Below are 15890 nucleotides of genomic sequence, written 5' to 3'. Positions count from 1 at the left end.
TGAGGGGTCCGGTGCTCAGCCGCAGTGGCGGTTGGACCACTTCGCGTGCTCGATCCAACCGCCGGTGTTAGCGCGCGCGCCGAAGCTGATGCAGGAGTTCGGCGCGTCGATGCGCACCGGCCCGGCGTAGTAGGCGTAGGAGGCGCTGCAGTCGGCCTTGCGCGTGGCGGTGGTGGTGAAGCCCGCGCACAGGTTGGTGCTGCCCGAGTCCGGGATGTCGGCCGCGATCTTCGACACCGCCACCGCCATGCCCGCGGCTTGCCCCCAGGACGCACCGCGGGTGCGGTTGACCAGGCAGTTGGTGGTGCCGTTCTCCAGGTAGACGTCGACCTGGGCGAAGTTGTCGTCACTGTAGACGTACTGGCCCAGCAGCGTCCCGCCGCAGCCCTGCGCCGCCGCCGCGGGCGCGCCGCCCGCCACCGAAGCCGCTCCCGCCAACGCCACCACCGCCAGCGCGGCGGCGAACGAGCGAACTCGACCGGTCCGGGTTCCCCTGGTGATCACCGGCACCTTCATCACGACCTCCCCGAATCCGTTGTCCTCCCTGCGGATCGTGCTCCCCTTGACGCGATGGCACCGCCGTTCGGCGTAGAACCACGCGACCGGGTGAGGCAACGGATCCGGACCACTCACCGAGGGGTGGACGTGCGGGGGAGCGGTGCGCGAGAGTCGGGGCGGTGATCGGGCACGTGGATCGCCTGACAACGTTGTCACCCAGAGAGGGCCCCTGCCCATGCCGCTCCGACCAGGCACCACGCTCCTGCTGGCCGCCGCACTCGTGCTGACCGGGACACCCGCCTTCGCCGCCCCCTCCGCCGTGAACGCCGACGCCGACGCCGTGGACCCGACGACCCTGGTGAACCCCTTCGTCGGCACGCAGAACTTCGGCAACACCTTCCCCGGCGCGAGCCTGCCGTTCGGCATGGTGCAGGTCAGCCCGGACACCGGCGGCCAGGGCGGGTACGACTACCTCCAGCGGGAGATCCACGGCTTCAGCCAGACGCACCTGTCCGGCGTCGGCTGCGGGGTGGCGGGGGAGCTGCCGATCATGCCCACCACCGGACCGGTGGACAACGTTGACACCGCCGGGTACCGGTCGACGTTCTCGCACGACGACGAGGAGGCGCGGCCGGGGTACTACCGCGTCGGGCTGTCCCGCTACGGGGTGAACGCCGAGCTGACCGCGACACCGCGCACCGGCTGGCAGCGCCACGCGTTCCCGGCGGGCGCGCAGGCGAACGTCCTGTTCAACACCGGCAAGGCCAACCAGCAGGTGCTGGACTCCGAGGTGCACGTCGTCGGCGACCGGACCGTCGAGGGCCGGGTCCGGGCCGGGCGGTTCTGCGCCGGGCACGACGAGCACACCGTCTACTTCACCGCGTCGTTCGACCGGCCGTTCGCGAGCTTCGGCACGTGGCGCGGCACGACCCGGGCACCGGGGGTCGCGGACGCGGCCGGCGAGGGCGGCAACGGCGCGTGGGTCACGTTCGACGCGACGGCCGACCGGGACGTCGTGCTGAAGGTCGGCCTGTCCTACACCGGGGTCGAGGGCGCGCGGAAGAACCTGGCCGCGGAGACCGGCGACTCCTACGACTTCGACGCGACCCGCGACCAGGCCCACCGAGCCTGGGTGCGGCGGCTCGACTCCGTGCGCGTCGACGGCGGCACGCCGGAGCGGCGGACCGCGTTCCACACCGCGCTCTACCACTCGCTGCTGCACCCGAACCTCGCCGGCGACGTGGACGGCCGGTACTCCGGCTTCGACCGGCGGACGCACGTGGCGGAGGGCTTCACGCCCTACCAGAACCTGTCGCTGTGGGACACCTACCGGCCGCAGAACCAACTGCTGGAGCTGCTGGAACCGCAGGTCGCGCGGGACGTGGCCCTCTCGGTCGTGGCGAGCGGCCGGGACGGCGGGTGGTTGCCGCGCTGGGCGCTGGCCAACAGCGAGACCAACATCATGACCGGTGACCCGGTGACGCCGTTCCTGGTCGAGGCGTGGTCGAAGGGCCTGCTCGCCGGGCACGAGGAGGAGGCGTACGAGCTGCTCAAGCGCAACGCCACCACCGTCCCGCCCGCCGACTCGCCGTACAACGGCCGGTCCGGCGTGGCGTTCTACCGCGACCGCGGCTACATCCCGTCCGGCCTGGAACTGGGCGTGGACTGCGCGCACAAGGGCGGTGACAACGACTGCGCGCACCCCGCGTCGGCCACGTTGGAGTACTCGGCGGCGGACGCGGCGCTCGCCGTCATGGCCCGCGGTTTGGGCGAGGAGGAGGACGCGCGGCTGTTCGCCGAGCGCGGCCAGTGGTACCGCAACCTGTGGGACGCCTCGACCGGCCACTTCCGCCCCCGCACCGTCGACGGCACGTGGTTGACGCCGTACGACCCGGTGGAGGCCGGGCACCAGTTCCACGAGGGCGGCGCGTTCCAGTACCGGTGGCTCGTGCCGCAGGACCCCAACGGCCTGGTGCGGCTCATCGGCGGCCGGCAGGCGACCGAGGAGCGGCTGGACGCGTTCTTCGCCTACGACGAGTTGCTCGCCGACCCCGCCCGCACCGTGCGCGAGGACTGGATCACGCAGCCCTACGACTACTACGGCAAGCCCACGTACAACCCGAACAACGAACCGGACCTGCTCGCGCCCTACTTCTACCTGTCCGCCGGCGCGCCCGCGAAGACGGCGACCGTCGTGCGCGCGGCGATGACCCTGTTCACCACCGGCCCGGACGGCATGACCGGCAACGACGACCTGGGCACGATGTCGGCCTGGTACGTCTTCTCGTCGCTGGGCCTGTACCCGACGATGAGCGGCGGCGACTTCCTGGCCCTGTCCAGCCCCCAGTTCCCCGGCGCGACGGTCCGCACCGGGAAGGGCACGCTGACCATCACCGCGCCGGGCGCGAGCGACGCCAACCGGTACGTGCGGGACGTGTCGTTCAACGGCCGCGACGTGCGGCGGACGTGGCTGGACTGGGACGCCGTCGTGGCCGGCGGCACGCTGGCGCACCGCTTGGGCACCACGCCGTCGTCGTGGGGCACCGAACCGGGCGCCGAACCGCCGTCGGTCGACCGCGCGCAGGCCGACGGGCGGCGGCACGTGGACGCGTCGCTGCGGCAGGCGTCGGCGGTCGTGCCGGCGTCCGACGTGGCGCAGACCGTGCCGTTGACGCTGGACGTGCTCGCGCAGGGGCCGGGCGCGGTGCCGGTCGGGGTGGCGGCGAGCGCGCCGGCCGGCTGGTCGGTGACGACCGCGCGGCACTTCGTAATCAGCTCCGGCCGCCTGCCGACGCAGCGCACCGAGCAGGTGGTCGTGTCGGTGCCCGCCGGCACACCGGTCGGCCGCTACCCGGTGCGCGTCACCGTGACGGGGCCGAACACCGTCGTGCGCGAGGCCGTGGTGGAGGTCCGGCGGGCCGCGACGTGCGCGGTCGCGGGCGAGCAGTGCGCGGTGGACCTGTCCGGTGAGTGGAACCACGACGGCACGGCCACCGCCGCCGCGTCCGACCAGGGCGACTTCGACGGCCAGGGCTGGAGCTACGACGCCGCGCTGCTGCCGGCGGCCGGCCCGGCGGTGCTGGGCGGCGTCACGTACCAGGCGCCGGACCCGAGCGGCACGGCGGCGAACTTCGTGGAGGCGCGCGGGCAGGCGCTGCTGCTGCCGTCGGGGCGGCGCGGGGCGCTGCGGGTCGTGGCGGCGTCGCACAACGGGCCGGTGGCCGCGGCGGTGACGGTGCGCTACGCGGACGGCAGCTCGGTCGAGGTGCCGGTGACGATCGGTGACTGGGCCGGCTCCGGCGGCACGGTGGTGCTGGACATGCCGCACCGCATCAAGGCCGGTCAGGGCGTCGACGGGCCGCCGGTGCGCCTGTTCGGCCTGTCCGTGCCGCTCGACCCGGCCAAGGCCGTGCACTCCGTGACGCTGCCCGACGACCCGAGGGTGGAGGTGTACGCGATCACACTGGTGTGAGCGATTCGGAGGTTTGCCCCCGGGCGAAGCAGGGAACCGGTACGGGACCGGCTTCCTGCCGGTGATCTTCTCTGCGGATGGACTGCCGTGATGGGCGAGGGGCGGAATGAGTCTGCATATTGCCGGTGACGACGTGGTCGTGTCGCTCAAGCGGCTGGGGGCGGCCTCGGTGCTGGTCGTGCGGGGCTGCGTCGATGCGGGAACGGCCCAGGTGCTGCGCGACCGCGTCGACGTGGCGGCCGGGGCCGCGGGTGACGTGGTGGTGGACCTGAGCGAGGTCTCGTTCTTCTCCTCGGCGGGGGCGGCGGCGCTGGTGGCGGCGAGCCACCGGGCGCGGCTCCACGTCGTCGTGACCCCGCTGATCCGACAGGTCCTGCGTGCGACGGGCGTGGCCGACGGCCTGGAGCTGCACGACTTCCCGGCGGCGGCGGAGGAGGCGGCCACGGCGTCCAGCCCGTCGCCGCTGCTGCTGGTCGGCTGACCGGTCCGCCCCGCCGCGCCACCCCGGCGCGGCGGGGCGACTCGCCTTGACCTGACGTCGACGTCAGCACCTACGGTCGGCGTCCATGAAGTTCGCGATCAGCTACAGCACCCCGTACTTCGGCGTCGACCCCGACCGGCTGGTCGCCTACGCACGCCACGCCGAGGAGTGCGGCTTCGAGGCGCTCTACGTGCCCGAGCACGTGGCCGTGCACCCCGGCGCGACGGTCGGGACGCACGAGATCCCGCCCGCGCTGCCGTACGCCGACCCGTTGGACTGCCTGGCGTTCGTCGCGGCGGCGACGCACCGCATCCTGCTCGGCACGGGCGTGCTGCTGCTGCCCTACCACCACCCGGTGGTGCTGGCGAAGCGCCTGGCCACCGTGGACGTGCTGTCGAAGGGGCGGATGCGGCTGCTCACCGTGGGGCTGGGCGCGCTGCCCGGTGAGGCGCGGGCGGTCGGGGTGGACTTCGCCACCCGCGGGCGTCGTGCCGACGAGGCGATCGACGTGCTGCGGCTGCTGTGGGAGGGCGGCGAGGAGGGGGTCGGGTTCTCGGGCGAGTTCTTCGCCTTCGAGGACGTGTGCAGCTTCCCCAAGCCGCACGGCGTGACGCACCTGCCGATCCACGTGGGCGGTTCGAGCCGGGCCGCCGCGCGCCGGGCGGGCCGCCGGGGCGACGGCTACTTCCCCGGCGGCGCGCTGACGCCGGACGAACGCCAGGCGCAACTGGCCCTGGCCCGCGCGACCGCCGCGGCGGCGGGCCGCGACCCGTCGGCGCTGGAGTACACCCGCTGGGGCTCGATCGACCTGACCCCGGCCGGGGTGGAGGCGTTCGCGGAGCAGGGCGTGACCCGGGTGGTCGTGAGCGCGACCAGCGCGGACCCGGCCGAGCAGCGCGACCAGCTCTCGGCGTTCGCCGAGCGGTTCGGCCTGGGGTAGGCCGGTCAGTCGTCGTCGTCCGGCGGCGTGAACGACAGGTCGTCGTCCAGCCAGGGGTCGTCGACGATGGTCGTCTCGGGCGGCCCGGGTTCGAGCGCGTCGGGGTGCGGCGAGGGGATCAGGACCGCCGGGTCGGAGTCCTCGGCGCGCTTCCAGTCCTCGAAGCCGCGGTCGCGCCGGCGGCGCTCCTCGGTGATCCAGCCCCGCCCCTCGACGGCCACCGCCTCCAGGATGCGCAACGCCGAGGTGATGCCGGACGCCCCGAGCGCGAGCTCCTCCAACTGCTCCTTGTTCTCCTCCTCCTTGTCGCTGAGCTCCTCGAAGTTCTCCACCACGAGGCTGATGTCGCGGCTGTTCTGCAGCGAGAGGTACAGCGCGCGGCTGAGCACCGTGCTCTGGCGCGAGTCCGGGACGGTCTTGACATCGTTGTCGCGGAGCACGACGATCTTGCGCTCCCCGCCGGCGAACTGCACGCCGACCTCCTTCACCTCCACCAGCACCAGGGCGCCGTAGCTGAACGACGCGCGCTGCTCGTTGCGCACCGCGGCGTTCTCGAACTGCAGGTCGAACCGGAACTCGCGCACGCCGTTCTCGGTCAGCAGGAACACCAGCACGAGGTAGTCGGAGTAGCGGGGCGGTCCGTAGATCACCCGCGCCCGCTTCGCCCACGGCAACCCCTCGGTCAGGACGACGTGGGCGATGACGTCCCGGTTGGAGAGCCCGGCCCGCTTCATGGCCACGGTTTTGAGGTGGGTCTTGTCGAAGTCGAACCAGCGCGCCATCTCCGCGTCGGTGGGCCGGTCGGTCAGGTTCTCCAACCAGCGCTTGCGCCCGGCCCGCTCCTCCTCCAGCAACGCCCGGCACTCGGCGCGCTCGCGGGACGCGGCCAGTCGCCGCCCGATCGCGTCCGCCCCGCCGATCCCGCCCAGCAGGATGCCGACGACCGCCGTGACCGAGGCCGGGCTGAGCGCGGACGGCTCGCCCAGGGTCGCGTAGCCGGCCGCGACACCCGCGATGGCGACCAGCGCGCACAGCACGCCGGCCAGGTCCTGCAGCACCTCGGCGCGCGTCACCTTCCGGAAGGCGAAGAACCGGCCGTCGGACCAGCGGGTGGCCCAGCGGCCCACGTGCATCCGGATGAGCCAGTGCAGCGTCCACGCGCTGATCTCCCGCTTGAGGGCGCGCCGGTGGGCCTCCCGGTACTCGTTGTCCGGGATGACCGAGCCGTAGGTGCGCACGAGCCGCAGGTAGAGCATGTAGGCGCAGCGCTGCGTGTCGCTCGACCACCGCTGCCCTTTGACCTGGTTGCGGGGGCGCTGCCGGGTCACCTCCTGGTCGATCAGGTCGAGGACGTCCAGGCGGAACCGGGTGCTGCCCATCCGGTTGAGGTCGTCGACCCGGTCGGGGATGCGCCCTCCGCCGTACTCCATCTCCAGCCGGCCGCGCAGCCGGCGCGCGGCGACGACCCGCGCGCCGAGCCACACGGCCGTTCCGTGGGCGAGGACGACCATCGAGGTCCACGCCGCGACCGCGTCCGCCGCCCCGGCGTCGGCGACGTGCACCGGGACGACGAGCCCGCAGAGCAGCGCCACGCCGCCGACCACGGCCTTGGCCCAGGTCCGCGCCGGCACCCGCCCGTCCTCGTACGGGCTGGTCAGACGCGGCTCGGCGGGGGTGGCCTCGAAGAACTTCCAGGCCCGTTCGGAGCGGTTGCCGGACACGCGCGCCTCGGCGACCGCCTGGGAGTTCTCCCGGTCGAGCCGGTCCTGCATCGCGCCGCCGATGATCATGTCGAGGTGCCGGGTGATCTCCTCCCGGCGCTGCTCGGACAACAGCTTGAACCGGGCGAGCACGTTGTCGAGGGCGTCGCCGTCCGGTTCGCGCGCGTGCTCCTGGGCGGTCACGCAGCTCATCAGGTCGCGGATGACGTCGATCGCGTCGCGCCACGCGTCGCGGGGGCACCTGTCGGCGATGCCCGCCGCCGTCTTGATCTGCTCGAACTGCGCCGAACCGAGCTGGTTGATCGAGCGCTCGCTGAGCGTGGCCAGCGCGTAGTGGTAGGCGACCTCGGTGGTGAGCAGGCCCGCCCGCACCACCTCGCCGAGCAGCCCCTCGGCGATGCGGGGCGAACCGCCCGCGAGGTGGTTGCGCGCGACCTCGAACTTGCGCTTGGGCGGGTCGCCCTTGGCGAACTGGTACACGGTCGAGTCGCCGTGGAACACCGCGCCACCGTTGACCACGCCCACCTGCACGGTGCGGTTGCGATCGCCCTTGACGGTGTTCTTGACCTCCGTCCCGCCCTCCGGCCGGCTCACGGGGCACCACCGAAGACCTTGGCGAGCCGGCCGAGCAGTTCGGCGTCCCCGCCCAGGTCCTCCTCGATCGCACGTCGCAGCGCGCGCAGGCGCGCGGGGTCGGTCGGGGGAGAGGTCGCCTGGTGGCGCAGGTCCACCAGGCCGAGCACCGCCCGGGTGAACGCGCCCACCGTCATCCGGTCGGTGCGGCGCGCCTCGGCCACCGCGGCCGTGAGGTCGTCGAGCGCGGCGAGGTCCAGGCCGGGCGGCTCGCCGAGCCAGATCCCGCCGTTGATCACACCGGCCTGGATCGCGAAGTTGGCCGTGCCGGAGATGCTGTTGGTGACCGACGACGGGCCACCCGGGGGCTCGTCCGCGGTCGGGCGTCGGCGCTCCGCCGCCAGCTCGGCGACCATGGAGCGCATGAACAGCGCCGCGTTGCGGGCGGCCAGCTCCTGCGAGCCGCCGCGGTCGGCCCGTTCCTTGCCGCCGTCGGCGAAGTCGCTGATGCCCCGGATGGTGAGGGTCGGTGTCGACCGGTGCAGGTGGCCGCACTGCGCGACGCCCGCGCTCTCCGTCTCCACGGCGACCGCGTCGTTGAAGTGGTGGCTCAGGTGCCGCGCGGTCGCGGACGTCCTCGTGTTGAGCACGACCTCGCCCGAGGCGATCGGGTCGAAGTGGACCTGGGGAGGTTCCTCGCCGGCGGGGAGCCCCGCGCGCCACGACGTCCCGCGCGCCAGCACCCGTGCGGTCTGCTCCAGGTCGTGCGCGGGTTCGTAGGCGCGCGGTCGGGCGTGGTCGCCGTCCTCGTCGCTGCGCATGGCGTGGTAGCCGTACACGCGGGTGGCGACGACCACGTCACCGAGCCGCAGCCAGTCGCGCAGGCCGCCCGCGACGCCCACGAACAGCACGGCGGACGGCTGGAACTCCGTGATCGCCCGTTCGGTCATGATGGCGGCGGCGCCGTTCCCGGTCCCGGTCATGGCGACCACGACCTCGCGGTCGGGGTGGCCGGCGAGCACGCCGCGTTCGAAGATCGTCCCGGTGGCGTGCCGGTGCGCCCGCACCCCGACGAGGTGCCGGACGACGGCGGCGCGCTCGACCTCCAGTGCCGTGAGGACCACGATCATCTGCTCTCTCCGTTCAGTGGCCGGGCGCGCTGGCGGTGGCAGCGGGAAGCGGCGGTCGGCGGGAGGCTCCGGTCGGGAGGAGCGCCTGCGGTACAGCGGTCCGATCGATGCGTCAGTGTGACGATAAGGCCGCCCGCCTGTTTTCGTCAACCTGACGCTTACGGTCGCGGGTTGCCGGTGCCGTCGAGCGGTCCCGGTGATCGACGAGCGCTCCGGCGCAGGCCCGCGTATTTGTCGTCACAACGACGAGAAGTTAGGGTGGTGCGATGGGCGCCTCATGGACGATCCCGACGGTGGCGATAGCCGTCGACCTCGCGGTGCTCACCGTGCGTGCCGAACGCCTGCACGTCCTGCTGGTCAACCGCGGTGTGGAACCCTACCGGGGCCGACTCGCGCTGCCCGGCGGCTTCCTGTCCACTGAGGACGAGGACATCGACGTGGCGGCGGCCCGGGAACTGGCCGAGGAGACGGGGCTCGACGCGGCGGGGCTGCACCTGGAGCAGCTGCGCACCTACGGCGCGCCGGGGCGCGATCCGCGCATGAGGGTGGTCACCGTCTGCTACCTGGCCATCGTGCCCAACCTGCCGCTGCCCAGCGCCGGCGGTGACGCCGAGCGGGCGCGGTGGGTACCGGTGGACCGGGTGCTGGGTCGGCGCAGGCTGCTCGCGTTCGACCACGGCCGGATCATCGCCGACGCGGTCGACCGCGCCCGCGCGAAGCTGGAGTACACGACGCTCGCGACCGCGTTCTGCAACCCGGAGTTCACGATCTCGGAGCTGCGCCGCGTCTACGAGATCGTGTGGGCGGAGGAGTTGGACGCGCGCAACTTCCACCGCAAGGTCACGGGCGTGGACGGCTTCCTGGTCCCCACGGGCAAGCGCACCAGCGGCAACGGCGGCCGGCCCGCCGTCATCTACCGGCGCGGTCCCGCCACGGTGCTGCACCCGCCGATCCTGCGCACCTGACCGGGCCGCGCCGACCGGTGTCCCGGCGGCGGCGCGGGGCCGCTGCCGGGACACCGCGGTCAGACGGCGGCGGCGAACTGGGCGGCGTACAGGCGGTGGTACGCGCCCTTCGCCTCCATCAGCTCGTCGTGGCTGCCCTGCTCCACGATCCGGCCCGCCTCCATCACCAGGATCACGTCGGCGTCCCGGATGGTCGACAGGCGGTGGGCGATGACGAAGCTCGTCCGCGACGACCGCAGGGCCGCCATCGCGTGCTGCACCAGCGACTCGGTGCGCGTGTCGACCGAGCTGGTCGCCTCGTCCAGGATCAGCAGCGACGGGTTCGCCAGGAACGCCCGGGCGATCGTCAGCAGCTGCTTCTCGCCCGCGCTGACGTTCGTGGCCTCCTCGTCGATGACCGTGTCGTAGCCGTCCGGCAGCGTGCGCACGAACCGGTCCACGTAGGTGGCCCGCGCGGCGGCGACGATCTCCTCCTCGGTGGCCGAGGAGTTGCCGTAGGCGATGTTGTCGCGGATCGTGCCGCCGAACAGCCACGTGTCCTGGAGCACCATGCCGGTCTGGGACCGCAGGTCCTCCCGCTTCAGCGCGGTGATGTCCACGCCGTCGAGCGTGATGCGGCCCGCGTCCAGCTCGTAGAACCGCATGATCAGGTTCACCAGCGTGGTCTTGCCCGCGCCGGTCGGCCCGACGATCGCGACCGTCTGCCCCGGCTCGGCCACCAGCGACAGGTCCTCGATCAGCGGCTGGTCGGGCTGGTAGGAGAAGCTGACGTGCTCGAACTCCACCCGGCCGCGCCGCTGCGCCGGCAGCGACGCCTCGGCCGGGTCCGGCTCCTGCTCTTCGGCGTCGAGCAGCTCGAACACCCGCTCGGCCGACGCCACGCCGGACTGCATCAGGTTCGCCATCGACGCCACCTGGGTCAGCGGCTGGGTGAACTGGCGCGAGTACTGGATGAACGCCTGCACCTCGCCCAGCGTCATCGCCCCGGACGTGATGCGCAGCCCGCCCACCACGGCCACGGCGACGTAGCTGACGTTCGACAGGAACATCATCATCGGCATGATCAGGCCGGACACGAACTGCGCGCCCATCGCGGAGCCGAGCAGCTCGTCGTTGCGGCGCTGGAACTCCGCCTCCGACTCGCGCTGCCTGCCGAAGACCTTCACGAGCTGGTGGCCGGTGAACGCCTCCTCGATGTGCGCGTTGAGCGCGCCGGTGTGCTTCCACTGCGCCACGAACAACGCCTGCGACCGCTTGCGGATGCGCGCGGTGGCCACGAAGGAGATCGGGATCAGCAGCAGCGCGATCAGCGTCAGCAGCGGCGAGATCGTCAGCATCATCACCAGCACGCCGATCACCGTCAGCAACGAGGTGAGCAGCTGGCTGAGGGTCTGCTGGAGCGTGGTCGACACGTTGTCGATGTCGTTGGTCACGCGGGACAGCAGCTCGCCGCGCGGCTGGCCGTCGAAGTAGCGCAGCGGCAGCCGGTGGATCTTGTGCTCGACGTCGGAGCGCAACGTGAACACGAAGCGCTGGACGACGTTGTTCAGCACCCGGCCCTGGAACCAGCCGAACAGCGACGAGACCAGGTACAGGCCCATCACCCACAGCAGGACGCTCGCCAGGGCGGGGAAGTCGATGCCCGCGCCGGGGACGCCGCGCATCCGGCCGAGCACGCCCTCGAAGATGATGTCGGTGGCGTGGCCCAGGATCTTCGGGCCGGCCACGGAGAACGCCACGCTGATCACGCCGAGCGTGACGACGACCAGCAGGGCCGGTCGCTCGCTGCGCATGCGCCGGACCAGTCGACGGGCGGAGAGGCCGAAGTTCTCGGCCTTGCCCATGGGCATGCCCATGCCACCGGGCATGCCGCCGCCGCCCATCCGGGGCGGGGGCGCGGAACGGGACGGGGTCGTGGTGCTCATGCGGCCTGCTCCGAGGTCAGCTGCGACTCGACGATCTCCACGTAGGTGGGGCAGGTGTCGAGCAGTTCGTGGTGGGTGCCGATGCCGACGACCGTGCCGCCGTCGAGCACCACGATCCGGTCGGCGTCCAGGATCGTGGAGACGCGCTGGGCGACGACCACGACCACCGCGTCCCGCGTGTGCGGTCGCAGCGCGGCGCGCAGCCGGGCGTCGGTGGCCAGGTCCAGCGCCGAGAAGGCGTCGTCGAACAGGTAGATGTCCGGTCTGCGGACCAGCGCGCGGGCGATCGAGAGCCGCTGCCGCTGGCCGCCGGAGACGTTCGTGCCGCCCTGGGCGATCACGGCGTCGAGGCCGCCGGGCATGGCCTCCACGAAGTCGCGGGCCTGCGCGATCTCCAACGCCTCCCACAGCTCCTCGTCGGTGGCCTCGGGCCGGCCGTAGCGCAGGTTGGACGCGACCGTGCCGGTGAACAGGTACGGCCGCTGCGGCACCAGCCCGATGCGCGCGCACAGCGCGTCGGTCTCGATCTCGCGCACGTCCACGCCGTTGACCAGCACCTCGCCGCCGGTCACGTCGATCAGCCGGGGCACGAGGTTGAGCAGGGTCGTCTTGCCGGTGCCCGTGCTGCCGATGATCGCCGTGCGCTGCCCGGCCTCGGCGCGGAAACCGACGTCGCGCAGCACGGCCTCGTCCGCGCCGGGGTAGCGGAACTCGACGCCCCGGAACTCGACCGACGTCTGCCGCGGCAGTTCGAGGACCGGCGCGGTCGGCGGGAGGACCGAGGACTCCGTGTCCAGCACCTCGTTGATCCGCTCGGCGCTCACCGCGGCACGCGGGATCATCATCGAGATGAAGGTCGCGAACATCACCGCCATGAGGATCTGCATGAGGTAGCTGAGGAACGCGGTCAGCGAGCCGATCTGCATCTGGCCGGTGTCCACGCGGTGCGCGCCGAACCACAGGACGGCGACGCTGGAGGCGTTGAGCAGCAGCATCACCACCGGGAAGATCAACGCCTGGAGCCGGCCCACGCGCAGCGCGGTCGCGGTCAACTGGCCGTTGACGTCGGCGAAGCGCTCGGTCTCGGCGCGTTCCCGCACGAACGCCCGCACCACGCGGATGCCGGCGAGCTGCTCGCGCAGCACCCGGTTGACCGCGTCGATGCGCTCCTGCATCAGCCGGAACTGCGGGACCATGCGGATGACGATCAGGCCGACCGCGATGGCCAGGGCCGGCACGCAGACCACGAGCAGCCACGACAGGCCGACGTCCTCGCGCAGCGCCATCACGATGCCGGCGACGCACATGATCGGCGCGTTGACCAGCATCGTGCAGCCCATCACGACGAGCAGCTGGACCTGCTGCACGTCGTTGGTCGTGCGGGTGATCAGCGACGACGGGCCGAGCGTGGCGACCTCGCGCGCGGAGAACGCGCCGACGCGGTGGAAGACCGCGGCGCGCACGTCGCGGCCGAAGCTCATCGCGATGCGGGCGCTGTAGTAGACCGCGCCCACGGAGGACAGGATCTGGATGACGGACACGCCGACCATCCAGCCGCCCGTGGACAGGATGTAGCCGGTGTCACCGGCGGCGATGCCGAAGTCGATGATGTCGGCGTTGAGGCTCGGCAGGTACAGCGAGGCGACGGTGCCGATCAGCTGTAGCACGAGCACGACCGTCAGTTCGCGTCTGTACGGCCGCAGGTGGGTACGCAGCAAGCGGCTGAGCAACGGTGTTCCCCCATAAGAAACGGATCGTGTCTAACATGTGCAACGTAGACCCGTCCGATAAGAAACGCAAAGTATCTAAAGCGTGGGTAAAGGGATCGGGCGGGGTGGGCGGACGGGGTCGGCGGGGTCCGGCCTGGTCGGGCTCGCGAGGGTTCGAGGCGCAGAGGGTTCGGTGAAGGGACAGGGTGTCGGGTACGAGATCGCGCCGCCGCGGGGCGCAGCTGGAGCAGGCCATCCTCGACGCGGCCTGGGACGAGCTGCGTGAGGTCGGTTACGCCCGGCTCACCATAGAGGCAGTGGCCGCCCGGGCGGGAACGAGTAAATCGGTCATCTACCGCCGGTGGGACGGTCGGGCGGAGCTGGTGCTGGCCGCGTGGTTCCGCAACCTGCCGGTCGAGCCCGTGGTGGCCGACACGGGCACGTTGCGCGAGGACCTGCGCACGTTGTTCGCCCACGTGGCGCGGCGGGCGGACTCGATGATGAACGAGATGGTGGCCGGGGTGATGGGTGAGGCGTTCCGGCACCCGGAGGTGGCCGCCGTGCTGGGTGAGCGCCTGGCCAACCCGTCGCCGCTGACCGAGGCCGTGCGGACCATCGTGGACCGGGCGGTGGCGCGCGACGAGCTGCCGCCCGTGGAGGTGCCGCACCGGGTGCAGCGGTTGCCGCTCGACCTCATCCGCAACGAGTCGATGACCTGCGGCGCCCCGGTGAGCGAGGAGGTCGTGGCGTCGCTGGTGGACGAGGTGTACGTGCCGCTGCTGCACGGGCTGGCCGGGTTGCGGGCGTCGGACTGAACGGGGACGTGTACGCGACGCGGCGGTGGGTAGTCCCGGATGGCCGTGGCACGCGTGTAGGCACGGTAGGCCGGCTCCGGCTGGCTGGGCCAGACTGGCGCGGATGGTTGAGCAGACCAGCCTCCGCGCCGGTCTGGCCTCCCCGTCCCGGCTTCCCCGGTGCGGTCAGCGGGTGGCGCAGCTCAGGTCGGGGTTCGGGACGCCCTGGCCGTTCGCGGTGAAGCCGAACGAGGTGTTGCCGTTCGCCGGGAGCTTGCCGTTGTGGGCGGCGTTCGTGACGCTCATCGAGCGCTCGTCCGCGGCGAGGGTGCCGTTCCAGAGGTTGCTGATCGAGTGGCCCTCCGGCCGCGGCCAGGTCACGGTCCACCCCGTCGTCGGGCCCGTGCCGGCGTTGCGCACGGTGACCTGGGCCTGGTAGCCGCCCGGCCAGGAGTTCGTGATCTCGAAGCGCGCGGTGCACGTCGACGCGGTGGCGGCTGTCGTGGTGGTCGTCGTGGGTGCGGTGGTGGTGGTCTGGGTGGTGCGGTTCGTGGTGGTGGTGGTCGGGGCCTCGGACGAGGTCGTGGGCGCGGCGGGCGCGGCGGAGCTGTCGGGGGCGTTCGCGGTGACGGTGGTGGTGTGGGCCGGCTCGGCGTTGCCGGTCGCGTCCTCGCGGGCCAGCGAGTTGCCGATCACGATGCCGGTGGCGACCAGGACCACCGCGCCCGTGATCAGGGCGATCTTGCGCCAGGGGACGCGGTGCAGGACCGGCATCGGGCGGGTGTCGCCGTTGCGCGGGTCGGGTTCGGGGCGGGGCTGGTGGACGGGCTCGGGGCCGGCCGGGGAGCCGGGCAGCGGGCGGCCCTCCACGACCGCGCCCAGCAGGGCGTGCACCTCGGCCATCGTCGGGCGCTCGGCCGGGTCGCGGCGCAGCACCCGCTCCAGGACCTCGCCCAGCGGGCCGTGGAAGGACATCGGCTCCACGTCACCGTCGGCGACCCGCCTGAGCAGGGCGTACGGGTTGTCGGTGAGGCCGAACGGCGGGTGGCCCTCCAGGGCGGTGTAGAGCGTCGCGCCCAGGGAGTAGACGTCGGAGGCGAACACGGCGTCCTGTCCGGCCGCCACCTCCGGGGCGAGGAACGCGGGCGTGCCGACGACCACCCGGGCGTCGGTCACGGTGTTCTCGCCGATGGCCCGGGCGATGCCGAAGTCGGCGATCTTCGCGGTGCCGTCCTCGCCCAGCAGGACGTTGAACGTCGTCACGTCGCGGTGGACGATGCCGTCCGCGTGGGCGGCGGCGAGGGCGGAGGCGACCTGCCAGCCGACGCCGGCCACCAGCTCCTCCGGCAGGGGACCGCCCTCGTCGACCAGTTCGGCCAGCGTCCGGGACGGCAGGTACTCCATCACCAGGCACGGCTTGCCGCCGTGTTCGACGACGTCGTGCACGGTGACGGCGTGCGGGTGGCGCAGGCGGGCGGCGACCCGGCCCTCGCGCACGATGCGCTCGACGGCGTTCGGCGAGTCGGCCGAGGTGAGGAGCTTGACGGCGACGGACCGCCCCAGGCGTTCGTCGCGCGCCCGCCAGACGACCCCGGCCGCTCCGCGCCCGATCAACTCAACCAGCCGGTAACGCCCGGCGATGACCTCGTCCCGTTCCGACACAGCCAGAAGCTACTTGGCCG

11 protein-coding genes are annotated in these 15890 nt (G+C 72.5%); 5 read left to right on the top strand and 6 right to left on the bottom strand.

Features of this window, described 5'->3' with window-relative positions:
• Window positions 1-15 precede the first annotated feature (15 nt).
• Window positions 16-516, bottom strand: coding sequence for a hypothetical protein (locus ACIGNX_RS21865; RefSeq protein ID WP_396542510.1), 501 nt, complete (start codon window positions 514-516; stop codon window positions 16-18).
• Between the two features lie 217 nt (window positions 517-733).
• Here ACIGNX_RS21865 and ACIGNX_RS21860 point away from each other — a divergent pair, with 217 nt between their 5' ends.
• From ACIGNX_RS21860 to ACIGNX_RS21850, 3 genes are all read left to right on the top strand, one after another.
• Complete coding sequence (locus tag ACIGNX_RS21860; protein ID WP_396542509.1) at window positions 734-3970, top strand: GH92 family glycosyl hydrolase; 3237 nt, start codon at window positions 734-736, stop codon at window positions 3968-3970.
• A gap of 106 nt (window positions 3971-4076) precedes the next feature.
• Window positions 4077-4451 carry an STAS domain-containing protein gene (locus ACIGNX_RS21855; protein WP_396542508.1) on the top strand — a complete coding sequence of 125 codons (375 nt, stop codon included), beginning with the start codon at window positions 4077-4079 and terminating at the stop codon, window positions 4449-4451.
• An 85-nt stretch (window positions 4452-4536) separates the two neighbouring features.
• Window positions 4537-5391 (top strand): TIGR03619 family F420-dependent LLM class oxidoreductase, encoded by an 855-nt coding sequence (locus ACIGNX_RS21850; RefSeq protein ID WP_396542507.1) that lies wholly within the window; start codon window positions 4537-4539, stop codon window positions 5389-5391.
• Between the two features lie 5 nt (window positions 5392-5396).
• Here ACIGNX_RS21850 and ACIGNX_RS21845 read toward each other — a convergent pair whose 3' ends face one another.
• Window positions 5397-7706 (bottom strand): hypothetical protein, encoded by a 2310-nt coding sequence (locus tag ACIGNX_RS21845; RefSeq protein ID WP_396542506.1) that lies wholly within the window; start codon window positions 7704-7706, stop codon window positions 5397-5399.
• Window positions 7703-8815 carry a purine phosphorylase gene (locus tag ACIGNX_RS21840; protein ID WP_396542505.1) on the bottom strand — a complete coding sequence of 371 codons (1113 nt, stop codon included), beginning with the start codon at window positions 8813-8815 and terminating at the stop codon, window positions 7703-7705. The genes ACIGNX_RS21845 and ACIGNX_RS21840 overlap by 4 nt, the downstream gene beginning before the upstream one ends.
• A 266-nt stretch (window positions 8816-9081) precedes the next feature.
• On the opposite strand from ACIGNX_RS21840, the gene ACIGNX_RS21835 reads away from it, so the two are divergent.
• Window positions 9082-9780 (top strand): NUDIX domain-containing protein, encoded by a 699-nt coding sequence (locus tag ACIGNX_RS21835; protein ID WP_396542504.1) that lies wholly within the window; start codon window positions 9082-9084, stop codon window positions 9778-9780.
• A 59-nt stretch (window positions 9781-9839) separates the two neighbouring features.
• Here ACIGNX_RS21835 and ACIGNX_RS21830 read toward each other — a convergent pair whose 3' ends face one another.
• Both ACIGNX_RS21830 and ACIGNX_RS21825 read right to left on the bottom strand, forming a co-directional pair.
• Complete coding sequence (locus tag ACIGNX_RS21830) at window positions 9840-11705, bottom strand: ABC transporter ATP-binding protein (protein WP_396542503.1); 1866 nt, start codon at window positions 11703-11705, stop codon at window positions 9840-9842.
• Window positions 11702-13435 carry an ABC transporter ATP-binding protein gene (locus ACIGNX_RS21825; RefSeq protein WP_396542502.1) on the bottom strand — a complete coding sequence of 578 codons (1734 nt, stop codon included), beginning with the start codon at window positions 13433-13435 and terminating at the stop codon, window positions 11702-11704. The genes ACIGNX_RS21830 and ACIGNX_RS21825 overlap by 4 nt, the downstream gene beginning before the upstream one ends.
• Window positions 13436-13620: 185 nt before the next feature.
• On the opposite strand from ACIGNX_RS21825, the gene ACIGNX_RS21820 reads away from it, so the two are divergent.
• Window positions 13621-14229 carry a TetR/AcrR family transcriptional regulator gene (locus ACIGNX_RS21820; RefSeq protein WP_396542501.1) on the top strand — a complete coding sequence of 203 codons (609 nt, stop codon included), beginning with the start codon at window positions 13621-13623 and terminating at the stop codon, window positions 14227-14229.
• Between the two features lie 165 nt (window positions 14230-14394).
• Here the strand turns inward: ACIGNX_RS21820 and ACIGNX_RS21815 are convergent, their stop codons facing one another.
• Window positions 14395-15870: a protein kinase gene (locus ACIGNX_RS21815; protein ID WP_396542500.1), complete on the bottom strand. Its 1476-nt coding sequence runs from the start codon at window positions 15868-15870 to the stop codon at window positions 14395-14397.
• Window positions 15871-15890 lie beyond the last annotated feature (20 nt).

It is taken from the genome of Actinosynnema sp. NPDC053489 (genome assembly GCF_044544865.1).
In the GTDB taxonomy this organism is placed as follows: domain Bacteria; phylum Actinomycetota; class Actinomycetes; order Mycobacteriales; family Pseudonocardiaceae; genus Actinosynnema.
Note: the sequence above shows the minus strand (reverse complement) of the source record. Positions and strands in the feature narration are given on the sequence as shown.

What these genes read in the sequence shown, in the direction of transcription:
- ACIGNX_RS21855 (WP_396542508.1), top strand. Translation starts at nt 4,077, where the DNA reads ATGAGTCTGCATATTGCCGGTGACGACGTGGTCGTGTCGCTCAAGCGG.
- ACIGNX_RS21840 (WP_396542505.1), bottom strand. Translation starts at nt 8,815, where the DNA reads ATGATCGTGGTCCTCACGGCACTGGAGGTCGAGCGCGCCGCCGTCGTC.
- ACIGNX_RS21830 (WP_396542503.1), bottom strand. Translation starts at nt 11,705, where the DNA reads ATGAGCACCACGACCCCGTCCCGTTCCGCGCCCCCGCCCCGGATGGGC.
- ACIGNX_RS21835 (WP_396542504.1), top strand. Translation starts at nt 9,082, where the DNA reads ATGGGCGCCTCATGGACGATCCCGACGGTGGCGATAGCCGTCGACCTC.
- ACIGNX_RS21860 (WP_396542509.1), top strand. Translation starts at nt 734, where the DNA reads ATGCCGCTCCGACCAGGCACCACGCTCCTGCTGGCCGCCGCACTCGTG.
- ACIGNX_RS21850 (WP_396542507.1), top strand. Translation starts at nt 4,537, where the DNA reads ATGAAGTTCGCGATCAGCTACAGCACCCCGTACTTCGGCGTCGACCCC.
- ACIGNX_RS21865 (WP_396542510.1), bottom strand. Translation starts at nt 516, where the DNA reads ATGAAGGTGCCGGTGATCACCAGGGGAACCCGGACCGGTCGAGTTCGC.